This window comes from Streptomyces sp. NBC_01450 (genome assembly GCF_036227505.1).
GTDB lineage: Bacteria > Actinomycetota > Actinomycetes > Streptomycetales > Streptomycetaceae > Streptomyces.
In genome coordinates this window covers 96,293-119,412 of sequence record NZ_CP109481.1, presented here as the reverse complement: position 1 = coordinate 119,412, position 23,120 = coordinate 96,293, and the positions used below count along the sequence as shown (strand labels likewise).

The window sequence follows — 23,120 nt, the reverse complement described above, 5'->3', positions numbered from 1 at the left end:
GTTTGGTCGACTCGACAGGGAAGAACCGAGGCTCCCTTGCCCCCGAAAGCCGATCAAGATGGGCGAGGTACTTCTCTACGCGACTGACCATGCAACCAGCCTGCACCATCACTCACAGGTGGACGCCACCTGGGGCGTCACCAGTAACGCTCCGCAACGGGTCCACAGAACTTGAGCCAGAACCCGAACTCCTGCGCAGCGGGGGATGTGCAGAGACAGTGTGTCGACCAGCCCGGCGTCGAGTGCCGAGCGATCGTGGCGCCGCCGCCCATGAGGACGACGTCGAGTTCCTTGCCGCTGTCCGACGACGCCGCCTCGGAGCGCTCGCGGGCGGCGGTGACGGCGTCGGGCAGACCGGTGGTGACGAACGTCCAGCCGAGGTCGGTGAGCCGCACCGGCTTCGGCGGCGAGCTCGTCACGACGACGAACGCGGGCTCGCCGACCTCGTCGGCGCCGTAGCCGGTCGTGTCGTCCCAGCCGTTCGGTCCGTCGACCACGTCGAGGAGACGGCGGCCGAGGACGACGGCGCCCGAGCGTGCGGTGCCCTCGCGCAGGACCCAGCGGTCGTCGCGGTCGTCGGAGAACGCCCAGGTGTGCGGGGCCTCGCCGCCGGTGCCCAGACCGTTGTCCGGGCCGGGGCCTGGCCCGGTGACGAAGCCGTCGAGGGAGACCGAGATGTCAGCGATGACGCGAGTCATGCCGGGGCAGACCCGATCCCCAGCCCGAACTCATCGCGCACGCATGAGGCATGTGTGGGATGCGAACCCGATAGCCGCGGAGCAGAGGTCCGCCGGTCCGTCAGTTTCCGGTTCACCGGCCGCGCAGGCCCACGCTGATCACGCGGCCGGCCTGCCGGGCGGCTTCCGCCAGCCGTTCCAGGCGGTGCGCGGGATCGGTCAGGACGCAGAGGGCCGCCACCGGGGCGCCGTCCGCTCCAAGCAGCGGTACCGCCGTGCAGCACACCCCGCTCATCACTTCCTCCTGGTCGAATGCGGCACCCCGGTCCCGGATCGCGGCGGCCTCCTGGAGCCAGGACGCGGGAAGCGGCCCCAGCAGGGGATGGGGATGGGCCCCGGCCACCAGCACCTTGCCCGCCGCGGTGAACCACGGCCAGGTCGTACCGGTCCGCAGCGGGACCGGCTGCTCGGCCTCGCCGGGACTCCACTCCACCATCAGGGTCTCGCCCCTCCACAGCACGGCGATCCCCACCGTCATCCCCGTGATCTCCACCAGACGCCGCACCGGTTCCCTCGCGGCGGACCTCAACCGGGGATGCGGCTGCCACTCGCGCCCGAGGCGGAACATCCGCAGGCCCACCCGGTAACTCCCGCGGCACCGCTCCACCGCACCCAGGTCCGCCAGCTGTTCCAGCAGCCGGTACGCGGTCGTCTTGGGCAGCCCGCATTCGGACGCCAGCCTGGTCGGCCCGGCCTCCACGGCCCGTTCCACCGCTTCCAGCAACGCGAAAGCACCTTCCAGCACGCTCCGTCCGCCAACGCCCGCCGCCGAAGGCGCACCAGCCGTGGCAGTCGCACCAGCCGCGCCTGCGGCCACACCTGCGGACTCGGATGCCGGTGCCGGTGCCGGTGGTGGCGGCGGTGGCGACGGAAGATTTCCCGGCATGACCTCCGGCATGACCTCCGACCGCTGCACCGCCACCAGCATCCCCGGTGCGATCACTCCACGTCCGGTCACGCTCCCGCCTCCCCCGTCTGCCCGTTGCGCGGCCGGCAGGCGACGGCCCCTGCCGCCGTGCTCGGACGGGGCGCGGTCATGGCCCGTCCGTTCGACCGCACCCCAGCAGACTGGCACTGGAGTGTGGCTTGAAACCTTGTCGAATGCTTGTCGCCCAGGGGAGACGCTTCCCGGAGGGGAGGCAGACGACATGGTGGACGTGCAGTTGCTCGGTCCTGTGGAACTGTCGGTGGGGGGCCACGTGGTGGAGGTGGGCCCGCCGCAACGCCGTACGGTGATGGCCGCCCTGGCGGTCGACGTCGGCCGGCCCGTCGCCGTCGACGTGGTCATCGAGCGGGTCTGGGGCACGCGTGCGCCGAACGGGGCGCGGGCCGCGGTGCACGCCCATGTCGCCCGGATCCGGCGGATGTGCGAACAGGCCGCCGAAACGGCGAGAGAGCCCTTACGCCTGGTGCGGCGCTCAGGCGGGTACCTGCTGGAAGCCCGCCTGGACCAGGTGGACGTGTACCGGTTCCGGCAACTGATCGACCAGGCACGGGCGGTGGAGCGGAGCGACCCGGCGCGGGCGGCGCGGCTGCTGGGCGACGCACTCGGCCTGTGGCGCGGAGACCCCCTGTCCGGTCTGCAAGGACAGTGGGCGGCGCGGATGCGCGAGGCCTGGCGGCGTCAGCGCCAGGACGCCGCCGTCGGGTGGGCCCGCGCGGAGCTGCGCCTGGGTGATCCCGCGTCCGTCATCGGCCCGCTGACTGGCCTGCTCGGTGAGTATCCACTGGCGGAACCCCTGGCAGAAGCACTGATGCGAGCGCTGCACGACACCGGGCGCAGCGCGGAGGCACTGGACTGCTACGCCGCCGTCCGTGAGCGGCTGGCGGAGGAGCTGGGCACGGATCCGGGAGTGGCGCTGCGGCAACTGCACCAGGCGATCCTGCGGGGCCACCAGTCCGAGTCCGCTTCGCGGCCCAAGCCCCCGATGCAGCCGCCGTCCGCGGCGGCGCGACCGGGCGACCGTCCCGCCCAACTGCCCATGGCCGTACGCGGGTTCACCGGACGTGACGAGGAACTGGCCCACCTCGCGGCGATCCTCGCCTCGGCGGAGGGAGAATCCGCGGCGGTGGTGATCTCGGCGGTGTCGGGCATGGCGGGGGTCGGGAAGACGGCGCTGGCGGTGCACTGGGCGCGCCGGGTGGCAGGCGCGTTCCCCGACGGGCAGCTGTATGTGAACCTGCGGGGATTCGATCCGCAGGGGGCGGCGGTGCCTCTGACGGAGGCGGTACGGGGGTTTCTGGACGCCTTCGGGGTGCCGCCCGAGCGGGTGCCGCCGGGGCTGGAAGCCCAAGTAAGCCTGTACCGGAGCCTGTTGGCGGGGCGCCGGATCATCGTGGTGCTGGACAACGCGCGGGACGAGGAACAGGTCCGTCCGCTGCTGCCGGGCGCGGTCGGCTGCATGGCGCTGGTGACCAGCCGGAACCGGTTGACCGGGCTGGCGGTGACGGAGGGTGCGCATCTGCTGGCGGTCGACTCGCTGAGTCCGGACGCGGCGCGGGACGTGCTGGCGGAGCGGCTCGGAGCGGGACGGGTGGCGGCCGAGCTGGAGGCCGTGGCGGACATCGTCGCCTCGTGCGCGGGACTGCCGCTGGCGCTGGCGGTGGTGGCGGCCCGTGCGGCCGTACAGCCGCGCAGGCCGCTCAGAGCGCTGGCGGATGAACTGCGGCAGGCGGGCGGCCCGCTGGACGCACTGGACGGGGGAGAGGAGGCCAGCCAGGTGCGGGCGGTGTTCTCCTGGTCCTACAGCGCGCTCAGCATCGGTGCGGCCCGGATGTTCCGGCTGCTGGCGCTGCATCCGGGGCCGGACGTGGGAGGGGCGGCGGCGGCCGCGCTGGCGGGGGTGTCGCCGGAACGGGCCCGGGGACTGCTGAGCGAACTGACCGGCGGGCACCTGCTGGCCGAGCACGTACCAGGACGCTACACGTTCCACGACCTCCTGCGGGTGTACGCCGGGGAGCTGGCGGCCGCCTACGACGGTGAGCGGGTACGGCGGTCGGCGCTGCACCGGATGATGGATCACTACCTGCACACCGCGAGGGCGGCCGATGTCCTGGTGACCCCGCAGCCCAATCCGGTGGCGACGGGGCCGGCCGCGCCGGGGTCCAACGTGGGGGAGCCCGCCGACTACGGGCAGGCGCGGGCCTGGCTCGTCGCCGAGCACGCGGTACTGCTGGAGATCGTGCGGCAGCCGCCGCCGGACTTCGACGGCCATGTGTGGCGGCTGGTCACGGTGCTGACCAGCTTTCTGGACCGGCACGGGTACTGGCAGGCCTTGCTGGCGGCCGGGCGCAGCGCGCTGGCGGCGGCCCGACGCGAGGGCGACCTCGCCGGACAGGCAGGTTCCTACCGCGGTCTGGGGCTGGCGCTGGACCGGCTGAAGCGCCCGGGGCCGGCCCGGGAGCACTACCTGCGGGCACTGGAGCTGTTCGGCACACTGGGCAGCGACGCGGGGCAGGCCCGTACACATCAGCATCTCTCGCGGATGTCGGGGGCACAGGGCCGCCCCCAGCAGGCGCTCGAGCACGCGTACCGGAGCCTGGAGCACTACCGGAGGGCGGGCGACCGGGCGGGACAGGCCGCGGCGTTGAACCACATCGGCTGGCGGCAGGCCAACCTCGGCGACCACCTCGGCGCGCTGGCACACTGCGAGCAGGCCCTTGAGCTCGCGCACGAGGCCGGGGACGTGGACGGGCAGGCCCACATCCTGGACAGTCTGGGCTACATCCATCATCACCTGGGCCGGTACCGGCTGGCGGTCGACTGCTACCGGCAGGCGGCGGAGCTGTTCCGCGCCACCGGCGAGCGCCGCAGCGAGGCCGCCTGTCTGCTCTGCCTCGGCGACACACATCGCAGCGCCCACCAGCCCGACGCGGCCCGCGGCGCCTGGACCCGGGCCCTGTCCCTCACCGGCGAACTCGGCCTGCCCGACGACGACTTCCTGCGCGCCGAAATCCTCGACCGCCTGAGCTCCGCGGCCACCTCCGGCAGGCCCTCCGGCCACATCCCGGTCCTGCCCCAGTAGGCCCGGGCAGCGGACCGGCCGTTTCGGGCCTGCGGTTCCGCTGAGTGGAACAGGGCACGACAGGCCGTTCCACGCCCGCCACACTCTCGGAGAGTTACGACGTGCTGGCGCTGTTTTCGCACCTTTCGAGTGCCGGTTCCATCGAGCGGCGGAGGGGAGGGAACATCATGGAGAAGACCGTCGTGGAGAACGACCCGCAGATCGACGATCCGGATTCTGCCCTGGTCACAGTGGGAGTCAGCGTCAGTTTCTGACGCTGTCCGGAAGGACCCGACCGCATTCCCGGGGGGTCCATCAGACGCTTCCGGTGCAACCCGAAGATCCGGTCGCACCGGAAGCGTTCAAAGAACATCGGCATGGCAGGGCCACCTCGTCGGGGCGAGCCGAATGCCGTGCCCGCCCTGTCACCATCGAGCGGCCGGGGGAGGAGCGCCATGGAGAAGACCGTTGTGCACAACAATCCGCAGATGGAAAACCGTAAAGACGTCGATTCGACAGTGATATCGGTGATGGTGGTAGTCAGCTTCTGACCAGCGCGGCCTCGCTTCCAAGCCTTGCTCCGTGCTTCCGCCCGGGAGACACGGGCTCACGCCGGAGGGCATATGAAGATCACGCTGGTCTGCATGCCGTGGGCCACGACAGCAACCCCTTCGCTCGCACTCGGGATCCTTTCGCGAAGGATCGCGGACACCTTCCCGGAAATCGAGACGAAGACCGTATACGCCAACATCGAGTTCGCCGACTGGATGGACCAGCAAGGAGGACTCGGCGCCCCGGAGTTCAGCTTTTTCTCCCTGCACAGCTATTTTCTGGGATGCGGCGACTGGGTGTTCTCTTCCGCCCTCTACAAGGACCCTTCGTGGCGGGTCGACGAGTTCACCGCCGGATTGAAGGGAAAGATCACGGACAACCAGTTGGAGACATGTCTGCGACTGCACCGGATCGTTCCCGATTTCATTGAAGCCACCGCACAGCAGATCGTCGCCGACGGCCCCGATCTCGTGGGCGCGACCTCGACGTTCCAGCAGAACGTGGCGTCACTCGCACTGCTGCGCCGGATCAAGGAACTGGCCCCCGGCACGACGACCGTCATGGGCGGAGCCAACTGCGACGGCCCGCAAGGGGAGGCGCTGCACCGCAACTTCGACTTCCTCGACTACGTCGTACGCGGCGAGGCGGAGCGGACGTTCCCCCAACTTGTCGAGGCCCTTCGCACCGACGGCGAGCCGGACACCTCGCACATCCCCGGCCTGTGCCGGCGTGACGGCAGCGCCAGCGTGAGCAACCCCTCCACCGAGCGGCTCCTGGCGCCGTCCGAGATCCCCGCGCCCGACTTCGACGCCTACTTCGAGCGCCTCAGGCGCTCGCGCGTGCAGTCCTGGTACGAGCCGGTGCTCGTGGTCGAGGGCGCGCGCGGCTGCTGGTGGGGCGAGAAGCACCACTGCACGTTCTGCGGACTCAACGGTTCGGCGATGACCTTCCGCAGCAAGAGCCCGCACACCTATCTGGAGGAGATCCTCACGCTCGCCGGGCGCCACCATGTGCTGGACTTCTACGCCGTGGACAACATCCTGGAGATGTCCTACCTCGACTCCGTCCTGGACAAGCTCGCCGAGGCCCCCTTCGACCTGCGCATCCAGTACGAGGTCAAGTCGAACATGAAGCTGCCGCAGATCGCCCAGATGCGCGCGGCGGGTGTGGTCAGCGTCCAGCCGGGCATCGAGAGCCTCAGCAGCCGCGTGCTGAAGATCATGGACAAGGGCGTGAGCGGCACCCACAACATCCGGTTCCTCCGGGACGCCGAGACCCACGGGCTGTCGGTGGCGTGGAACTACCTGTACGGGTTCCCGGGTGAGACCCAGGACGACTACCTGCCCCTCATCGAGCAGTTCCCGGCCCTGTACCACCTCCACCCCAGCACCGGAGCGAACAGGATCGCGCTGGAGCGTTTCAGCCCCTACTTCGACCGCCCCGAGCTGGGCTTCGCCGACCGGCGCCCGAACCCGCAGTACCAGATCACCTATGACCTCCCGGAGGCCGAACTGACCGATCTCGCCTACCTGTTCGACACCCCCGCCCAGGGCATTGACCGCAAGCTCGCCGAACGGCTCGCCGAAGCCCTTCAGGAGTGGGCCGACAACTACATCCGCAGCAGCCTGTCCTACGCCGACCTCGGTGACCGCATCACGCTCACCAACTCCCGGCCGGGCTTCTCCTGGCGGTCCATGACCCTGGAGGACCCCGTCGAGGCCGAACTGTTCCGCGCCCTGCACGACCCCAGGTCCGTCGCTCAACTGGTACGCCGCACGGCCCAGGCCGGCCGCGCCTGGGACGAGAGCCGCGTCGAGGCCCTGCTGGGCGACTGGCGACGACAGGGGCTGATCTTCGTCGAGGCCGACCGTGCCGTCCACCTCGCCACCGAGGACGAGAACCAGTTGCTGTGCCGCATCCGGCGCGACTCGCAGAGCGGCGGACCCGAGCTGGCCCTGGAACTCGCCGAGGAGCCCACATGCGTGACGATCTCCTGACCCCGCCGTCCACCACCGCGGACGGCTCGCTCCCCACGCGTCAAGTGCACGACCTGTACGCGCGCGGCGTGCGCTACGCCGAACTCCACGAGCCCGTCAACCTGAGCTCGCCCACCCCCCGCGATCTGCGCGCCCTCGACTTCGTCCGGGTCGCCACCGCCCGCGGCCTGCTGGTGCGCTGGCAACTGCGGGCAGGCCGGCGCGCCGATCCGGCCCTGACCGCACGCGACCTGACACACCTTCAGCCCCCGGCCTCCCTCGACGGCGCCCGCCCGGCCGAACGTCTCACCGAGTGGCGCAACCGGTTCTACATCGGCCGCTGCGTCTGGCGCCGAGGCCCCGGCTTCGTACAGATCCGCGACCGGCGGGACGGAGTACTGCAACGCTTCAACCTGCTCCAGCCCGCATACGTACAAGCGGTGACCCTGCTGGAGCAGCAGCAGATGAGCGGCGTCGATCCCGATGTCCTCGTGGCGCTGCGCGCCGAGCACCTCGTGCTGGACTTCGGCGGCCTCGACTGGTGGGCTCCCTGCCTCATCGACCGGTGGCCCGTCCCGTCCATGGTCCTGTGACCGGTGCCCCCACCTCCTGACCCGACCACCCGAAGGAGCCGGCATGGTCAATGACGTCGCGGCCGCGGTCCTCGCCTGCGGGGCCGTGGCCTGGCTGGTGTGGCGCGGGTTCTTCACCGCACCGGGGTCCTTCGGCTCCTGGGCGATGTTCTCCCACATCGGCGGCTACCGCGCCCGGCTGCACGACGTACGCGACGGGCGGCCCGTCTGCCCCTGGGAGTACGAACTGCGCCAGGACCACTTCGGCTCCGCGGACGCGCTCGCCTCGCTGGTGCGCTACCTCGATGAGGAACACGGCCTGCGTGTGGTCGGGGACGGCGTACTCCTGGTGCCTTTCGGCCACATCAGGATCGCGGTCAGAAACGGCAGGATCGTGCGTGCATGACCTGGTGGCGACCGCTTTCCCGGTCCACGGCACGGCGGCCGGACCGGCGCTGTGCTGCTTCCGCCTGATCCTGGCAGCCGCCCTGCTGTGGAAGATCACCGCCGACCACGTCTACGGCATGGCACGGTTCTTCGACCTCCACCCCAAGTCACTGGTGCGCTGGCGCTACGAGCAGGACGACATGGCCGTCAAGGTGCTGCTGAGCCCCACGGCGTTCAAGGTCTTCTACACCGCCCGGGCCGTGGCGATGCTGTGTCTGCTGGCAGGGGTGCTCACCCCGCTCGCCGCGGCAGTCGTGGCCGCCTGGTGCATGTTCGAGTTCACCTTCGACCGCAAGTTCAACACCCTCTTCCTGGGCATGATGTGCGTCCCCTTCGTCTTCGCCTCCGGGGCCGACGCCTATCTGAGCCTGCAGTCGCTGCTGGACGCCCCCTCCCCGGCCGCGTTCTTCGACCCCGCGCGGGCACCCGCGCCAACAGGACCCTCCTGGCCGCAGGCCGCCGCCGTCGTGCTGATGTTCCAGGTGTACTGGAGCAGCGCCTGGTTCAAGGCCGCCTCCCGCCAGTTCACCAGCGGGGACACTCTGCAGAAGATGTTCGAGCAACTGGCCGCTCTGCGCGACGAACTGCCCCCGGGACGGCGCGAATACTATTTCCCCGACTGGTTCACGCGCCGTGTCGCCACCGCCGACCCCGCGCTCGCCGCCCGCCGCTGGCTCCTGCCCTCACTGGCGACGATCGCCGTGGAGGCCGCGCTCCCTCTCCTGCTGATCTTCCCGGCCACCTGGCCGGCGGGCGCACTTCTCGGCCTGCTCACACACGCCGCCTTCACCGCACTGCTGCCCAAACGCCTCGTACCCTTCAGCCTCGCCTCGGTGGGCACCTATGTGCTCTTCCTTCCGCAGCACACGTTCGTGACCCTGATCGGAGGACTGACGTGACGGACCAAGCGGCCTGGGCACCCACCAGCTTCGGCGCCCGCGCGCACGACTACGACCGACTGCGCCCCGGCTACCCCCTCGAAGCCCTCACCGAGACCCTGGCCGCCCTGGGCGCCGGCCCGCCGGGTACCGCACTCGACATCGGATGCGGAACCGGCAAGCTCGCGGCCGCGCTGACGACGCTCGGCCACGAGGTCACCGGGGTCGAGCCGGACCCACGGATGGCGGAGGTCGCCTCGGCAGGCGGGCTGGCGGTCGAGGTCGGCGCGTTCGAGACATGGGAGCCGGACGGCAGGCGGTTCGACCTGGTGGCATGCGGCCAGGCCTGGCACTGGCTGCGCCCCGGACAACGGACACAGAAGGCAGCACGGTGCCTCGGCGCGAGTGGCCGGATCCTGCTCGCCTGGAACTTCGGCTCCTACGCGCTGCGCGACGCGCCCCGTCTCAACGAGGTCTATGCCGCTGTCCTCCCCGGCGGCCTGCCGGCCGGGCCGGGCGGCCGGGTCTCCCTGTCGGAGTCCGACCTCGACGGCTACGCCGAGGAACTGCGATCCCACGGATTCAGGCACGTGACCCAGACCGCCGTGCCCTGGCAGACCCGCCTCACCTCCCGGCAGTTCTGCGAACTGCTGGCCACCGAGAGCCGCCACCTCGCCCTGCCCGAGGCGCTGCGGCGGCGGCTGCTGAGCGAGGTCGCCGCCTTCCTCGACGCCGAGAAAGGCGGCGAGATCGGCGTCGACTACACCTGCCTGGTCGTGGGAGCGTCCGCCGCCGGGTGACGCCGCCGAGCCCCGGCCCGGCGGCCCGTCTCACACGACGCTCTGCCCGTCCGGGTCGGCGCGGGACTCCGATTCCCCGCCGCCCTCCGGCGGCTGGCCCAACTGGCGCACGACCGGCACGACATGGTTGGCGACCGCCAGCAGCGCCAGGCCGACGGCGATGGCGATCAGAGGGACCTGGACTCCGAGACCGTCCGCCAGCGCGCCGCACACCACCGGGGCGAGCCAGCCGCACGACTGCGAGGCCATGTTCGCCGATGTCATGACGCGTGCGGTCATCGCGTCCGGAACCATCGCCACCATGCCACTGGCGAACACGACGTTCAGCGGAGTCACGAAGAGGATGCTCGCACCCAGACACAGGGCCGCCAGCCACGGCCGGGACGCCAGCAGCACGATCCCGCCGACGCCCGCGGCGACCATCCAGGAGACGATCAGGATGATCCGGTAGCCGGACAGGCGTCGCACGACCCATCCAGCGGCGAGCGCGCCGCCGAGACCGCACGCGGTGGCGATCGACTCGGCCGCGCCGATCTGCGAGGGCGACGCGCCGTGGTGCCGCAACGTGACGACGAACATGAAACCGATTCCGGTGAAGAACAGGTTCATCAACGCCATCCACAGCAGTGCGTACCGCAGGAACGCGCTGCCCCGGATGAACGCCAGCCCCGCGCCCAGGTCGCGGCGCAGCGCAGGGCGGCCGGCGGACCGCTCGGTGGCGTCGGGTCCCAGGGGGGTGCGCAGGAACAGGCAGGCGAGGGCGACGGCCCCGAAAGACAGGGCGTCCACGAGGAACGGCGCCCAGCGCGCCCATGAGAACAGCGCCCCGCCGAGCGGTGCTCCGGCCAGCTGGGCACCGTAGTCACGTGCCTCGACCCGGGCGAAGGCGGTCCTGACCTGTGACGCGGGGACGATGCGTTTCACCAGCGGTGCCGCCGCGCCGGCGAACGCCGCCGACGCCAGACCCTGCACCAGCGCCACAACCGCGATCAGCGGCAGCCACAGGCGCCCGGCGGCCACGATCCCGAAGACGACACCCATGGCGGCCAGTTGGACCAGTGAGGACCCGATCAGCAGAGCACGTCTCGGATAGCGGTCGGCGGCCACCCCCGCGGGCAGCAGACCGGCCACCAGACCCACACTGCCGCAGGTACCGACACCCCCGGCAGCGGCGGCGGACCCGGTGGAAGCCAGCACCAGCAACGGGAACGCCAAGGTGGAAACACTGGTGCCCAGCCTCGACACCGCCACCCCGGACCACCAGATGTTGTAGTCCCGGTTCCGCCACAGCGGGGTGGGCTCCGGCCCTTGTGGATCGGCTTTGCGTCCGTCGTGTTGGGCCACGGTTCAACGTATCAGCCGCCCACCGAAGCGTGTCGACCCGCGAGCAGACAAGAATGGCCCAACTGGCCTTAGAAGGAGGCTAGTTGGCCGAATTGGTCACCGCATCCTCGGCGCGGGCGGCGGAGCCGTGGAGCAGGCTGAGTCCCGGCTCGGCGGCCTCTTCACTTCAGCGCCCGAAGCCGCTTTGTGAGACTGGCGGGCGGCGTCGCGACCCGCTCCGGACGCGGGCTCACCCGAACGCGCGTACGTGTCGGCGGGGCATCGGCAGCGGGGCGTGGTGAGGTGATGCGGGCGGCGGCAACCGGGCCGGGAGCGCCGGCTCGCCGCCCGTCTGTTCCTTGTCGAGGTGACTCCTCCCCCGGCTGAAGCCGGGGGCTTCTCGTTACGCCGGGTTGGCGTCGCGACGGACCAGCCCGGCCCGTAGAACGTTGAGTGCTCCCACCGTGTCGGCGTGCGCGTGGTGGCCGCAGGCGACGCAGTGGAATTTTTCCTGTGTGGGCCGGTTCTCCTTGGCGGTGTGCCTGCATGCGGGGCAGGTGCGGGAGGTGTTGCGGGGGTCGACGGCGATCACTTCCCGTCCGGCGCTTTCAGCCTTGGCGTGCAGGATCGTCAGGAACACCCCCCATCCGGCATCGTTGATCGACTTGTTGAGTCCGGCCTTCGCGGCGGCCCCGTTGGGCAGGAAGGTGCCCGGCCGGCCGGGGTCGGGTTTCGGTGCGGGGGCCTTGCTCATGTTGCGGATCTTGAGGTCTTCGTGCGCGATGAAGTCGTGTGCGCGGACCAGGCCGAGCGCGGTCTTGTGCGCGTGGTCGAGCCGCTGGCGACGCACCTTGCCGTGCAGCTGGGCGACCTTCTCCACCGCGCGCCGGTGGTTGGCCGTGCGGTCCTTCGCCTTGCAGCGCGGGAACCGGGACAGAGCCTGCTGCGCTGCTTCGAGCTTGGCGGCCGCACGGCGGCCGTGGCGCGGGTTGGGCACGAACCCGCCGTTCGAGTCGGCGAGGAAGCTCGCGATGCCCAGATCGATGCCGGCCGCGGAGCCGGTCGCGGGCAGCGGTTCGGGCTGGCCCTGCTCGGCAGTGACCACGACGAACCACTTACGGCCCTCGCGTTTCACGGACACCGTCTTGACCTTGCCGACCACGGCGCGATGCTGGTTGACCTTGACGTGGCCAACGCCCTGGAGACGGACGCGGGTGACGGGGTCGTGCGGGGTGGAGTCCCACCGGCAGCCGTCGCCGTCCTTGGGGAACTCGACCGCGTCGAACCAGTTCACCCCACGAAAGCGCGGGTAGCCGGGCGTGTCGCCGGACTTGACCCGGCGGAAGAACGCGGCGAACGCCTTGTCCAGTCGGCGCAGTGTCGCCTGCTGCGAGGAGAACGACCAGCGGCCCTGACGTTCCGGGTCGAACGCCCGGATCTCCTTCAACTGAGCGGACTGCTGCCCGTACTTGACGCTCGTCTTCGACACGTGCCGGTAGGCGTCGCGGCGTTCCTGCAAGGCCCCGTTGTAGAGGGAGCAGTGATCCCGCAGCATCTCGCCCAGCGCCTGCCCCTGGCGGACGGTGGGCCGCAGGAGGAACTTGTACGCACGGATCATCCAGCCCACCCCCTCCGGCCAGGTTCGCTTGATCCTACTACACTTGGCGTATGTCACCACGCTGGGAACCAGATCCCGATATCCGACGGGGAAACCATGTCATCTACAACCTGCATGCCCACTTGGTGTTTGTCACGAAGTACCGGCGAGAGGTCTTCAACGACGAGATGCTGACGCGCTGCGAGGCGATCATGCGGGACGTGTGTGAGAGCTTCGGCGCCCAGCTGCACGAGTTCAACGGCGAAGGCGATCACGTCCACCTGCTCGTGCACTACCCGCCGAAAATCGCCCTGTCCAAGCTCGTCAACTCCCTCAAGGGCGTCAGCTCCCGATACCTGCGGGCGGAGTACACCGGCCGGATCAACCGGATCGGCACGGGGTCCGTGTTCTGGTCCCCGTCGTACTTCGCGGGGTCCTGCGGCGGCGCACCGCTGAGCATCGTCAAGGACTACATCGAGAACCAGAAGCGGCCAGTCTGACCGTCATCCCCGAAGACGCAGAGAACTCCGGCGCTTCGCGCCTCCGGATCAAGGATCGCATTCCCGCCCGGTCTGAAGGCCGGGATTCCCTGCGAAGATCAGGCGATGGGGAGCGTTCCTGTACGGCGTACTCAGATCCGTTGCCGTGACGGCCGAGGACGTACGAGGCGGGGCGGTCTTGTCAGTGGCAGCAGGCAGACTGCGGTGCATGACATCGGTGACCGCACATGACTATGCCTGGATACGTTCCTCTCCGCTGTTTCGCTACGCACTTGAGACCGGGTACACCCTGACCCTGGTGCGGGGCGTCGCCCCGAGGGAGGTGCTGCGGGTGATGGAGGCGGAGCCGCAGGGCACATGCACAGGAGCGGACGCGCTGATCGGGCGGCAGGATGAACTGCTCGCCCCGACGGACTACTGGGACGAGTCCTTCATCGCGGGCGCGTTCACCGTCCCGGGCGAAGGTGGCGACTGGACGCTCGTCCTGCACGTAGGAGACGGGGGCATGGGGATGCAGCCGCGCTTCCTGGAGGCCCTGTCGGCCGGCGGGTGCGCCGCGGTGCACTCCAGCAATGGAGGCAAGCCCATGCACTTCTTCCACTGGTATGAGGACGGCGAACTCCGGACCACCTTCGAGTGGCCCACAGACAGGGGCGGCAGCACGCCCGATGCCCTCAACTCGGCGATGCGTGACGTCGGTTTCGAACTGTCGGACGACGAGGGCGAGACGAACGGGCGCGTCGACACCAAAGCGGCGGTCTTCGCCCTCGCCGAACGTCTGACCGGGGTTCGGGTGACGGAGGAACTGCTCCGGGATGCCGAATACCAGCTCGGGCATGTACCCGAGGAGCCCGCCGAGGAGTGGACCAGCATCGTCATCGACATCACCGACGCCCACGGGGAACCCTTCTACAAGGAAGTCACCCGCGACGAGGTCGAGCTCGCTACGGCCCGCGCCCGCGCCCGCGCCGTAGAACCGATCGTCATCCGCGGGCCTTCATCGCCCACTACCTGACCCGCGGTCTCGTTTCCCACGGCTGCGAGGCCTTGCCGTCCGGGTCCGGCCCGGCAGTTCGTGGCCAGTTGCTTCGCGCCGGCCATCGACGACGCCTTGCTGGAGCGGCTGTTCCTTGCAACGATTTACGTCCTTGAAGTCGAGAACCAGCAGCTGCGAGAGCAGAGCCAGCCCGGAGACACGGTCCGGCCGATCCCCAATAGGCGCCGTCCGCAGCCCGTCCGTTAGGGCGTGTCCGGCCGATCATCGCTGTCATGCCGGACCTTGACGAGTGGGGCAACCGCCGGGTGACCATGGCTTATGACTCGCGCCCTCTCGACGCCGTCCGTCATCACCCCAGGCTTCCTCGCCGCCTCTCCGCAGCCCGTGCTTACGGCTGCCCGAGGCCTGCTGCTACGGCCGTGGAGAGGGGCCGACACGCCAGCATTCCTCGCCGCGTACCAGGACGAGGAGATCCGGCGCTGGCACACGCGCCGCCCCGCATCCGAGGTCCAGGTGCGGGAGTGGTTCGAGGCCTACCGCCAGGACTGGGAACACGAGAAGGGGGGCCACTGGGCTGTCACCCGTGACGGCGGCGACGTGCTCGGCCGGATCGCACTGCGTGGCATGGACTTCGACGACGGCACTGCCGGTGTCGCGTACTGGACACTTCCGGCCGCCCGCGGTTCCGGCGTAGCCACGCTCGCCCTTGCGGCGCTCACTACCTGGGCCGTGGATGAAGTCGGCTTTCACCGCCTGGAACTGGACCACTCGACCCGAAACCAAGCCTCATGCCGGGTCGCCACAAGAGCCGGCTATCGCCTGGAGGGCACCAAGCGCAGCGCCGCTGTGCACGACGACGGCCGACACGACATGCACCTGCACGCCCATGTACGGGGCGATTGAGTCTGTCCAGACGATCGGTGGGACAGGCTCTGGCCGTCAGCCGATGCCGCCTGCCGCGAGCCGCGGTCGCCCTGCTGACGCAACGGGCCTTCAAGATCGGGATGATCACCCTGTCCGACCGTCACCAGCAGTTCCGCCGCGGCGAACAACTGGGTCTGACGGGCCGGGCGGGGTGTCGAGCACAGCGGCGAACGTTTCGAAGACACGAGCGGCAACGTCGGGTACCAAGAGTGAGCACGCATGCAGCACCACTGCATTCGGCCTCGCCGGCCCCAGGCCCTTGCCACGGACCGCCACTGGGCGAACCTCACTGCGCCCCTGCGGATCCTGGACTGGGAGGGCTGGGGCCAGGCTCCGCAGGGCTTCGAACGTTGCGATGCTCTACGCCTACTCGCTGCTGCAGCCGTCCACGGCGGCCCGTGTCCGCACCGTCTTCCCGGTCCTGGGCAGTCCGGCATAACCTCACCCTCGCCGACCCGTTCCGGAACTGGCCCGAGGAACTCCGACGCTGTTGCCCGTGAGAAATTGCCAATACCTGTGGATGGTTCACCGGCAGCGGCAGATGGTCATGGGCGAAGCGGCATACTGTCGTCGTGACGACTTATGACGGCATTGGTGCGACCTACAGTCAAACCCGACGACCGGATCCCCGGGTCGCTGTCAAGATCCACACGGCGCTCGGCAGTGCTGCGACGGTGATCAACGTAGGTGCCGGCACCGGCTCCTACGAACCGCCGCAAACGGTGCTGGCAGTTGAACCCAGTTCAGTGATGATCGCCCAGCGTCCGGCCGGATCCGCGCGGACCCTGCAGGCATCCGCGGAGTCGATCCCTCTCGCCGACGACTCGGCCGACGCGGTGATGGCCCTCCTGACCGTGCACCACTGGACCGACCTGGAAGCCGGTATCGGGGAACTGCTTCGGATCGCCCGGCGGCGCATCGTCATCTTCACCTGGGACCAGATCACATTCCGCAGGTTCTGGCTGGTGGACGAGTACCTGCCGGAGGTAGCCGCGTTCGACGACACGCGGGCCGTCGCGGTCGACCGGCTGGCTGCACTGCTGGGAGGCGCCCGCATCGAGACGGTTCCAGTCCCGCATGACTGCACCGACGGATTCGGCGCCGCCTTCTGGCGCCGACCTGAGGCCTACCTTGATCCGGAAGTGCGAGCCGGCATTTCGATGCTCGCCCAGACTGGCGAGAAGGTCCTCCGTCCGGGTTTGGCCCGGCTGTCCGACGACCTGTCTTCCGGCCTGTGGCACGAACGTCATGCCGACCTCCTCGACCGCGAAACACTCGACGTCGGCTACCGCCTTGTCATTGCCGACCTGTAGGAACAGGTGAGCGACCCGACTCCACACTCAGGTAGGCGCGGGCCTTCAAGTAGGGAATTGTCAATACCGTGAGGGTGGTTGAGGTCGGTCATGCCGCGAGGGTCTCGGGGCGTTCGGCGGATTCATCGTGCGCAGGTGAACCCAGTGCTCGGCCGGGAAGTCGTAGAACGCCGGCAGTTCGTCAACGTCGTCGGTGATCTCCCGGGCGGCCTTGGGCCACTTCGCGCCGTACGTCTCTCGAACGCGGCGACGGCCTGGGCCGACGCAGGCAAAGCATTGAGGACATCGGCCGTTTTGTGAACCCAGCACCGCTGGTGGCGGGTTTCGGGGAACACCTCCGCGAGGGCCTTGCAGAAGCAGATCCTTGGTGCCGTCCGCGCGCACGCCCACGACGACCAGGACGCAGGACTCGGCCAGGCGGATGCGCAGGTGGATGCCGTCGGCCCGGACGTAGACGTAGTCGCTGCCCGTCAGGTCACGTTCGCCGAAGGCCCTGTGGTCGGCCTGCCAATGGCCGGTCAACCGAGTGACCGTGGCGGGCGTGAGCCCGGCCGAGCTGCCGAGGCACTGCTCGAGCGCGGGCGCAAAGTCGCCGGCGGCAGCATCTCGCTGATCTATGGGGACTTGCGGCACCAGGGCGGCAGGATCGCCGAGGAGAACCGCTTGTGCTCACGCGTGGCCTCGTCGACGCGCTTGTCGTTCACGCGCGGGGCCTTCACCTCGGTTGTCCCGGCGGCGGTGGTCACCTCCCGCGGCTGGTGGTGGCTGTTGCGCACCATCAGACGGCGGCCGTCCTTGTGGCGCTGGTCGGCCAACTCGGCTGTGTTCGCGTCGACTTCGGCTCGATCACTCGGGAAGGTACGCCCTTCGCGTGCTCCCCGAGCCCCGAGCCCCGAGCCCCGAGCCCCGAGCCCCGAGCCCCGATCCGCAGGTCCTGAGCATTGCTCGTTGCCCGCGTTTCCTTGAAGTACTGCTTGATCGCACAGCGGTGAGCCGCTGTCACTCGGGCGTTCCGTGCGGGTTCGATCGGATGATCGGAGTGTTGATGCGGAGTTACGGCGCGCGAGCGGCAGGGCAGTGCGCCTGATGCCATATCGCGCCCCTGAGTGAGAAGTTCGTTGGGCAGAAGGTGCGGACAGGGTGCAGGGGTCAAAACCCCGATCCGGAAGGAAGCCCTGTTGATGAAGCACCATGCCACTCTGACGGCGTGCGCGTCCCTGCTGGCTGCTGGGATGCTCGCAGCGGCAGTGCCCTCTGTCAGCGCTGATCCGGCGAAGTACCCTACGCACGAAGCCGCCGCGCAGCAGCTCAGGCAAGCGGGCATCACCTGGTCCTCGTCCGGTCGCTGCAGTGACCGGAACAGGAGCACCTGTACCTCCTTCACGCAGATCAACAAAGCCACCATCGCGGGTGTGATCGCGTTCAAGAAGGCCAGTAGGTGCACGGTGAACATCACCGGTGGTACGGAGAAGGGACATTCGCCGGGCACCTACAGCCACTGGAACGGCTACAAGGTGGACGTCAGCCCGAACCAGTGCGCGGACAACTACATCATCGGCAACTTCCGCTACGCGGGACGGCGGGGTGGTGACAACGCGAAGATGTACAAGTCCCCGGCAGGCAACGTCTACGCCAGGGAAGGTTCCCACTGGGACATCCTGTACTACAACGGCAACCGGTGAGACGAGTGAGGGTCCGGCCACCAGGGCCGGACCCCCATGTGCGGCGATGGTGGCGGTGTCCCGACCGTTCGGCGGGATCCGGCCCGAGTCGGGTTCGATCATGCGGTTGCTCATGCGCGGCGACGTGGTCTTGCCGTATCCGGAGGGCCCCATCAGGACCGGATCCGTCCTGACCCGGCCTCGAAGCTGAGGTCGTTCAGGGCCAGGGCCCCGTCAGGGTGGTCCCTGCTCACCGGTTCGAAGCGGATTGTCGCCCTTCCTCGCGCGGGTTCGGGACCGCAGCCCGTGGTCGTATCGCCACGTGCACGCCCTCCCGTGAGAGTCGATCGCGCATTACCGATGACCGAGGTCGCCGTAGTGGGCGAACAGCGCCAGCTGATCTTGGATCCAGGGGTTGAACGCCAGCAGCTGGCCCTGTACCCAGGGGTCGAGGCGGTGCTGTGCGACCTGGCCGCTGTCCAGGCTGGTGGTCTTCGTGTCCGCGGTCACGACGACCCGGGCGGGAGTGAGCCCGCCATCGGGAAGAGTGGCCGCCGCCGCGGAGCCGCCGGTGGCGAGGAGTGTGCCTCCGACGAATACCGCGGAAACGCTCGCGGTCGCGATACGCCGCATGAGCTTCTTCATGGTCTTTCCTCCTTGCAGTGTCCGCCGCTCATGGTTGCGATGGCGGACCTGCCGTTCTTTAGGCGCTGTCAAAGCTACGCATCGACATGTAGTTGAACAATGAACTAGTGTGGTGAATGAAATCACCTGAATGTTGAGGAATAGGAGGGCGATGTCCTGAAGGGGCGCTGAGTGCGGAATCGTTCGATTGGCGCGCCTGCGGCAGGGGGGCGCGGGCGGGCCGTAAATGCTCAGCCGCGGTAGGTCTCCAGCAGCCGCAGCCAGACTTCGCCGAGGGTGGGGAAGGCGGGGACGGCATGCCAGAGCCGGTCGAGGGGTACCTCGCCGGCGACCGCGATGGTGGCTGAGTGCACCAGTTCCCCGACGCCGGGGCCGGCGAAGGTGACGCCCACCACGGTGTTGCGGTCGGTGTCGATGAGCATGCGGGCCCGGCCGCGGTAGTCCTCGCCGTACTGGTGGGCGCCGGCGACGCGGGCGAGGTCGTAGTCGACGACCTCGATGCGGCGCCCGCTCTGCTCGGCCTCGCGGCTGGTCAGGCCGACGGAGGCGACCTCGGGGGTGGTGAAGACGACCTGGGGGACGGCCGCGTGGTCGGCGGTGGCGACATGCGCGCCCCAGGGGGCGTCGTCGATGGGCTCTCCCTTGGCGCGGGCGCCGATGACGGTGCCGGCGATCCGGGCCTGGTACTTGCCCTGATGCGTCATCAGGGCGCGGCGGTTGACGTCGCCGACAGCGTAGAGCCAGCCGCCGTCGACGCCGATGACACGGAAGGTGTCGTCGACGGTCAGCCAGTCGCCGGGGGTGAGACCGACGGTCTCCAGGCCGACGTCGCGGGTCTGCGGGGCGCGGCCGGTCGCCAGCAGGATCTCGTCCGCGGCCAGCTGTCCGCCGTGGGAGAGCGTGATCCGCACCTCGCCGTCCCCGCCGCCCTCGCGGGCCATGGAGGTGACGGTGGTGCTGAAGCGGATGTCGACGCCCGCTTCGCGCAGTCCGTCGGCGACCAGTTCGCCGGCGAACGGCTCCATCCGCTCGAGGAGCCCGTTCTCGAGGACCAGCATGGTCACCTGGGAGCCGAGGGCCTGCCAGGCGGTGGCCATCTCGACGGCCACCACACCACCGCCGACGACGGCGAGGCGGCCGGGCACCTTGTCGGCGCTGGTGGCCTCGCGGCTGGTCCAGGGGCGCACGGTGTCGAATCCGGGGATGGGGGGCAGGGCGGCGCGGGTGCCGGTGGAGACGGCGACGGCGTGCCGGGCGGTCAGGGCGATGGTGTCGCCCTCGGGGGTCTGCACGGCCACCTGCTTGGGGCCGGTGAGGCGGCCGTGGCCGCGTATGAGGTCGACGGAGACCGAGTTCAGCCAGTCGACCTGGTCCTCGTCCTTCCAGTACGAGGACATCTTGTCGCGGTGTGCGAGGACCGCCTCGACGTCCAGCGGACCGGCCACCGCCGGGCTGAGTCCGGGTACGCGGCTCGCGTCGGCACGTGCCACCACCGGCCGCAGCAGCGCCTTGCTCGGGTCGCAGGCCCAGAACGAGCACTCGCCGCCGAGGAGTTCGCGCTCCACGATCACGGTGCTGAGCCCTGCGGCGCGGGCGCGTTCGGCCACGTTCTCGCCGACCGGACCCCCGCCGATGACGATCACGTCGTAGGTGCGGGGTGTCTCGTTCCTCACTGCTGCGTTCCTCACTGCTGCGTTCCTCACTGTTTCGTTCCTTATTGCTTCCGTGACTCGGTCGGACACTCCGGCGGCCGCGGCCCATTGCCGACCGCGCTTGCCGTTCCCCGCCGCCGGACGGCCCCGGCGGCCAAGCCATCTCTCGGCGCCCGCGGCGCCCGCGGCGCCCGCGGCGCCCGTTCGGCCGGCGCGGGCCCGTGTCCGCCGGGCCGCCGGGCGGCGGAGAGCAGGCTTGCCCTCGCCCTGCGGTGTGGTGCCGGCCTTCGGCCCGGACCGCGGGAACCGCTGGGCCGGACCGGCTGCCATCCGGCCGGACACGGCCCGTTGCAGCGCTTGGACGGTGGCTTGCGGGGTTGTCAGCGGCCGGGGAGGCGCTGCGAGATTTCCTGGAGCACCCAGCCGTTGCCGTCCGGGTCGCTGAAGGTGAGGAAGGAGCCGTAGGAGGCGCGCTCGGGGTGCAGGCCGGCCCGCCGCTCCTGGCCGGGGCCGCGGTGGGTGACGTCCCCGTCCTCGTGGCCGTGGAAGAGGCCGCCTGCGTCGTGAAAGATCTCGCTGACCTCGATGCCGCGGCCGGCGAGCTCCGCGCGGGCCTCCTCGATGTCGGAGACGATGAGGTACAGGCCCTGGAACGAGCCGGGTGCGATGGGTGTCATCCCCTCGCCGAAGATGATCGAGCACTCGGAGCCGGGCGGCGTGAAGTGCACCACCCGGATGTCCTCGCTGGCCGTGTGGTCGACGTCCAGGCGGAATCCGACCTTCTCGTAGAAGGCCTTGGCCCGGTCGATGTCGGAGACGGGCAGCACGATCATTTCGAGCTTCAGATTCATGGGGGGTGTCCTTGTTTCTTGACGTCGATGGATTACGCCCAATGCGTCACCGGTTCGACAGGTAGTGGTCGCAGCCGGAGTGCCTCGCCGCACCCGGCTGCTGCGGCGGACGGCGGTGACGGCCGGAGGGGGACTCGTCCGCCGCCCGCGGCGCGGGATAGGCTTATTCGGATCGGTGGTCCATATACCCGGACCACTGATCCGAATATATGGACCACTGATCCGAATAGTCAAGGGGGACAGATGCGGGCCGACGCCAGGAAGAACCGCGATCACCTGCTCGCAGTAGCGGGCACCGCCATCGCCGAGCAGGGCGTCGACGTGTCACTGCGCGACATCGCGCGCAGGGCCGATGTCGGACTCGCGACGCTGCTGCGTCACTTCCCGACGCGTGAGGCGCTGCTCGATGCCCTGCTCCATACGAGCTTCGACGAGCTGACCGCTAAGGCAGGCGCCCTCGAAACGTCCAGCTCGCCCGGCGATGCCCTCGTCACGTGGCTACGCGACTGCGTCGCGTGGACAACCGAGTATCGGGGCGCGGTCGTGCTGATGGCAGCCGCCATCGAGGACACCGAGTCCGCACTCCACGCTTCGTGCGTCACTCTGCGCGCGGCCGGTGCGCGGCTCCTCACCCGCGCCCAGGCCGCGGGCATGGCGCGGGCCGACATCGACGGCGTCGATCTGTTCGCGCTGGTAGAGGCGCTCGCTTGGCTCGGCGATCAACGCTCGCTCGCGCCACGTGCCGATCACCTCTTCGACGTCGTCGCAAGCGCGATCCTGACCGGCACGGCGAGCAGTGACGCCGAGGGGGAACGCTGACCTCGCGCCCGTGGCTGAAATCGTCGCGCACGCGGACCGGCGAACCCGGCCGCGCGCTCGGCAGGAGCGGGTCGACGCCGAGTTCGCCAAGGCGGTCAAGGCGGTCAAGGCCACCGGCATCCCAGTTCCCCGTCTGTCCGGGCGATCTTGTCCAGTGATTTCTCACAACCGAGAGAGCCGATGAAGCGGTCCAGTCGTGAGACGGCTTGCTGCGATACGTCAACGGATCCCGCGGCGTCGTCCGCGAGCTCCAGGGCGTGATCCGCTGAGGGAGCCTCCAGGACGTCGTGCCGTAGGGACTCGGCGATCCGTGAATCCCGCAGGTTGTCGGCGCTACCGCCGATGAGGAGAGTCGGCGCTTTGGCTCGCGGGAGAGCACGGGCCACATGGTCGGTGGTCAGGACAGGAGTGAGCCAGGCTGCCGCGATGTCCCGATCGGCTGCGACGCCGCAGGCGAGTGAGCCCAGGGACTTGCCGACGAGGAGGCGGCAGGCTCCTGCCCCGGCGTCGATGGCCTGGGTGACTTGCCGCTCCACCCACGCGATCCGGTCGTCCACGGTGAACTGTGGGAAGTCATCCGGGACCTGCCACCACAGCTCTTGGACCGTCCAGCCGTGCTGGAGCGGCACGCCACGAGCGAAGTGCTGCAGCGGCCTGGCGGGCGAGTAACCGACGCCGGTCGGTTCCCCCCTCCCGCGCCATCCGCGGAGCCGCGATCGACGCCCTGCTCACCGACGCCGAGAAGATCACCAAGAAGATCCCTGGGTGTGGCTCCTTTGCGGGGACTGCGGGGACTGCGGGGACTGCGGGGATCAGGTGCACGGCACGGCAGGCCCCGTCAGGTGCGGAGCAACTCCGGGGGACGGCTGGCG

Annotated in this window: 20 protein-coding genes and 2 pseudogenes; 13 read left to right on the top strand and 9 right to left on the bottom strand. The window is 69.6% G+C overall.

The genetic code is table 11. The features are described from left to right. Window positions 1–204: 204 nt before the first annotated feature. Together OG568_RS48655 and OG568_RS48650 are read right to left on the bottom strand one after the other, a co-directional pair. Window positions 205–698, bottom strand: a pseudogene (locus OG568_RS48655) (dihydrofolate reductase family protein); the annotation flags it as partial. A gap of 112 nt (window positions 699–810) precedes the next feature. Continuing rightward, the gene (locus OG568_RS48650; protein WP_266594405.1) at window positions 811–1,482 is read right to left on the bottom strand and encodes an IclR family transcriptional regulator; all 672 of its coding nucleotides are present in this window, start codon (window positions 1,480–1,482) and stop codon (window positions 811–813) included. A 403-nt stretch (window positions 1,483–1,885) separates the two neighbouring features. On the opposite strand from OG568_RS48650, the gene OG568_RS48645 reads away from it, so the two are divergent. The 7 genes from OG568_RS48645 (at window position 1,886) to OG568_RS48615 (ending at window position 9,966) form a co-directional block, all read left to right on the top strand. Then, a complete protein-coding gene (locus OG568_RS48645; RefSeq protein WP_329529785.1) occupies window positions 1,886–4,762 on the top strand; it encodes an AfsR/SARP family transcriptional regulator in 2,877 nt (958 codons plus the stop codon). Window positions 4,763–4,806: 44 nt separating this feature from the next. Further along, on the top strand, window positions 4,807–5,016 hold the full coding sequence (locus OG568_RS48640; RefSeq protein ID WP_329529784.1) for a hypothetical protein: 210 nt from the start codon (window positions 4,807–4,809) through the stop codon (window positions 5,014–5,016). A 348-nt stretch (window positions 5,017–5,364) separates the two neighbouring features. Then, complete coding sequence (locus tag OG568_RS48635; protein ID WP_329529783.1) at window positions 5,365–7,290, top strand: RiPP maturation radical SAM C-methyltransferase; 1,926 nt, start codon at window positions 5,365–5,367, stop codon at window positions 7,288–7,290. Beyond that, complete coding sequence (locus OG568_RS48630) at window positions 7,272–7,862, top strand: DUF5825 family protein (RefSeq protein ID WP_329529782.1); 591 nt, start codon at window positions 7,272–7,274, stop codon at window positions 7,860–7,862. The genes OG568_RS48635 and OG568_RS48630 overlap by 19 nt, the downstream gene beginning before the upstream one ends. 43 nt (window positions 7,863–7,905) lie before the next feature. After that, a complete protein-coding gene (locus OG568_RS48625; RefSeq protein ID WP_329529781.1) occupies window positions 7,906–8,247 on the top strand; it encodes a hypothetical protein in 342 nt (113 codons plus the stop codon). Then, window positions 8,240–9,187: a hypothetical protein gene (locus OG568_RS48620; protein ID WP_329529780.1), complete on the top strand. Its 948-nt coding sequence runs from the start codon at window positions 8,240–8,242 to the stop codon at window positions 9,185–9,187. The genes OG568_RS48625 and OG568_RS48620 overlap by 8 nt, the downstream gene beginning before the upstream one ends. Next, on the top strand, window positions 9,184–9,966 hold the full coding sequence (locus OG568_RS48615) for a class I SAM-dependent methyltransferase (protein WP_329529779.1): 783 nt from the start codon (window positions 9,184–9,186) through the stop codon (window positions 9,964–9,966). The genes OG568_RS48620 and OG568_RS48615 overlap by 4 nt, the downstream gene beginning before the upstream one ends. A gap of 30 nt (window positions 9,967–9,996) precedes the next feature. Here the strand turns inward: OG568_RS48615 and OG568_RS48610 are convergent, their stop codons facing one another. Beyond that, complete coding sequence (locus OG568_RS48610; protein WP_329529778.1) at window positions 9,997–11,310, bottom strand: MFS transporter; 1,314 nt, start codon at window positions 11,308–11,310, stop codon at window positions 9,997–9,999. Between the two features lie 382 nt (window positions 11,311–11,692). Further along, entirely contained in the window at window positions 11,693–12,907 is a 1,215-nt protein-coding gene (locus OG568_RS48605) for an RNA-guided endonuclease InsQ/TnpB family protein (RefSeq protein WP_329529777.1), read from the bottom strand. Between the two features lie 50 nt (window positions 12,908–12,957). Between OG568_RS48605 and tnpA the strand changes: the two genes are divergently transcribed. From tnpA to OG568_RS48580, 4 genes are all read left to right on the top strand, one after another. Beyond that, window positions 12,958–13,386: an IS200/IS605 family transposase gene (gene tnpA, locus OG568_RS48600; protein ID WP_329529776.1), complete on the top strand. Its 429-nt coding sequence runs from the start codon at window positions 12,958–12,960 to the stop codon at window positions 13,384–13,386. A gap of 208 nt (window positions 13,387–13,594) precedes the next feature. Continuing rightward, window positions 13,595–14,401 carry a DUF6461 domain-containing protein gene (locus OG568_RS48595; protein ID WP_329529775.1) on the top strand — a complete coding sequence of 269 codons (807 nt, stop codon included), beginning with the start codon at window positions 13,595–13,597 and terminating at the stop codon, window positions 14,399–14,401. 300 nt (window positions 14,402–14,701) lie between these two features. Continuing rightward, complete coding sequence (locus OG568_RS48590; RefSeq protein WP_329529774.1) at window positions 14,702–15,286, top strand: GNAT family N-acetyltransferase; 585 nt, start codon at window positions 14,702–14,704, stop codon at window positions 15,284–15,286. A gap of 593 nt (window positions 15,287–15,879) precedes the next feature. Then, window positions 15,880–16,620, top strand: coding sequence for a class I SAM-dependent methyltransferase (locus OG568_RS48580; protein ID WP_329529773.1), 741 nt, complete (start codon window positions 15,880–15,882; stop codon window positions 16,618–16,620). Between the two features lie 120 nt (window positions 16,621–16,740). On the opposite strand, the pseudogene OG568_RS48575 reads toward OG568_RS48580, so the two are convergent. Continuing rightward, window positions 16,741–17,465: pseudogene (locus tag OG568_RS48575) on the bottom strand (transposase); the annotation flags it as partial. A 336-nt stretch (window positions 17,466–17,801) separates the two neighbouring features. Between OG568_RS48575 and OG568_RS48570 the strand changes: the two are divergent. After that, window positions 17,802–18,302 (top strand): hypothetical protein, encoded by a 501-nt coding sequence (locus OG568_RS48570; RefSeq protein WP_443077499.1) that lies wholly within the window; start codon window positions 17,802–17,804, stop codon window positions 18,300–18,302. Between the two features lie 333 nt (window positions 18,303–18,635). On the opposite strand, the gene OG568_RS48565 is transcribed toward OG568_RS48570, so the two are convergent. From OG568_RS48565 to OG568_RS48555, 3 genes are all read right to left on the bottom strand, one after another. Beyond that, window positions 18,636–18,926 (bottom strand): hypothetical protein, encoded by a 291-nt coding sequence (locus tag OG568_RS48565; protein WP_266638831.1) that lies wholly within the window; start codon window positions 18,924–18,926, stop codon window positions 18,636–18,638. 230 nt (window positions 18,927–19,156) lie between these two features. Next, on the bottom strand, window positions 19,157–20,599 hold the full coding sequence (locus OG568_RS48560) for a dihydrolipoyl dehydrogenase family protein (protein WP_329529771.1): 1,443 nt from the start codon (window positions 20,597–20,599) through the stop codon (window positions 19,157–19,159). 359 nt (window positions 20,600–20,958) lie between these two features. After that, window positions 20,959–21,429: a VOC family protein gene (locus OG568_RS48555; protein ID WP_329529770.1), complete on the bottom strand. Its 471-nt coding sequence runs from the start codon at window positions 21,427–21,429 to the stop codon at window positions 20,959–20,961. Window positions 21,430–21,672: 243 nt separating this feature from the next. Between OG568_RS48555 and OG568_RS48550 the strand changes: the two genes are divergently transcribed. Beyond that, window positions 21,673–22,248: a TetR/AcrR family transcriptional regulator gene (locus tag OG568_RS48550; RefSeq protein WP_329529769.1), complete on the top strand. Its 576-nt coding sequence runs from the start codon at window positions 21,673–21,675 to the stop codon at window positions 22,246–22,248. A gap of 104 nt (window positions 22,249–22,352) precedes the next feature. Here the strand turns inward: OG568_RS48550 and OG568_RS48545 are convergent, their stop codons facing one another. After that, on the bottom strand, window positions 22,353–22,877 hold the full coding sequence (locus OG568_RS48545; RefSeq protein ID WP_329529768.1) for an alpha/beta hydrolase: 525 nt from the start codon (window positions 22,875–22,877) through the stop codon (window positions 22,353–22,355). Window positions 22,878–23,120: the final 243 nt, after the last annotated feature.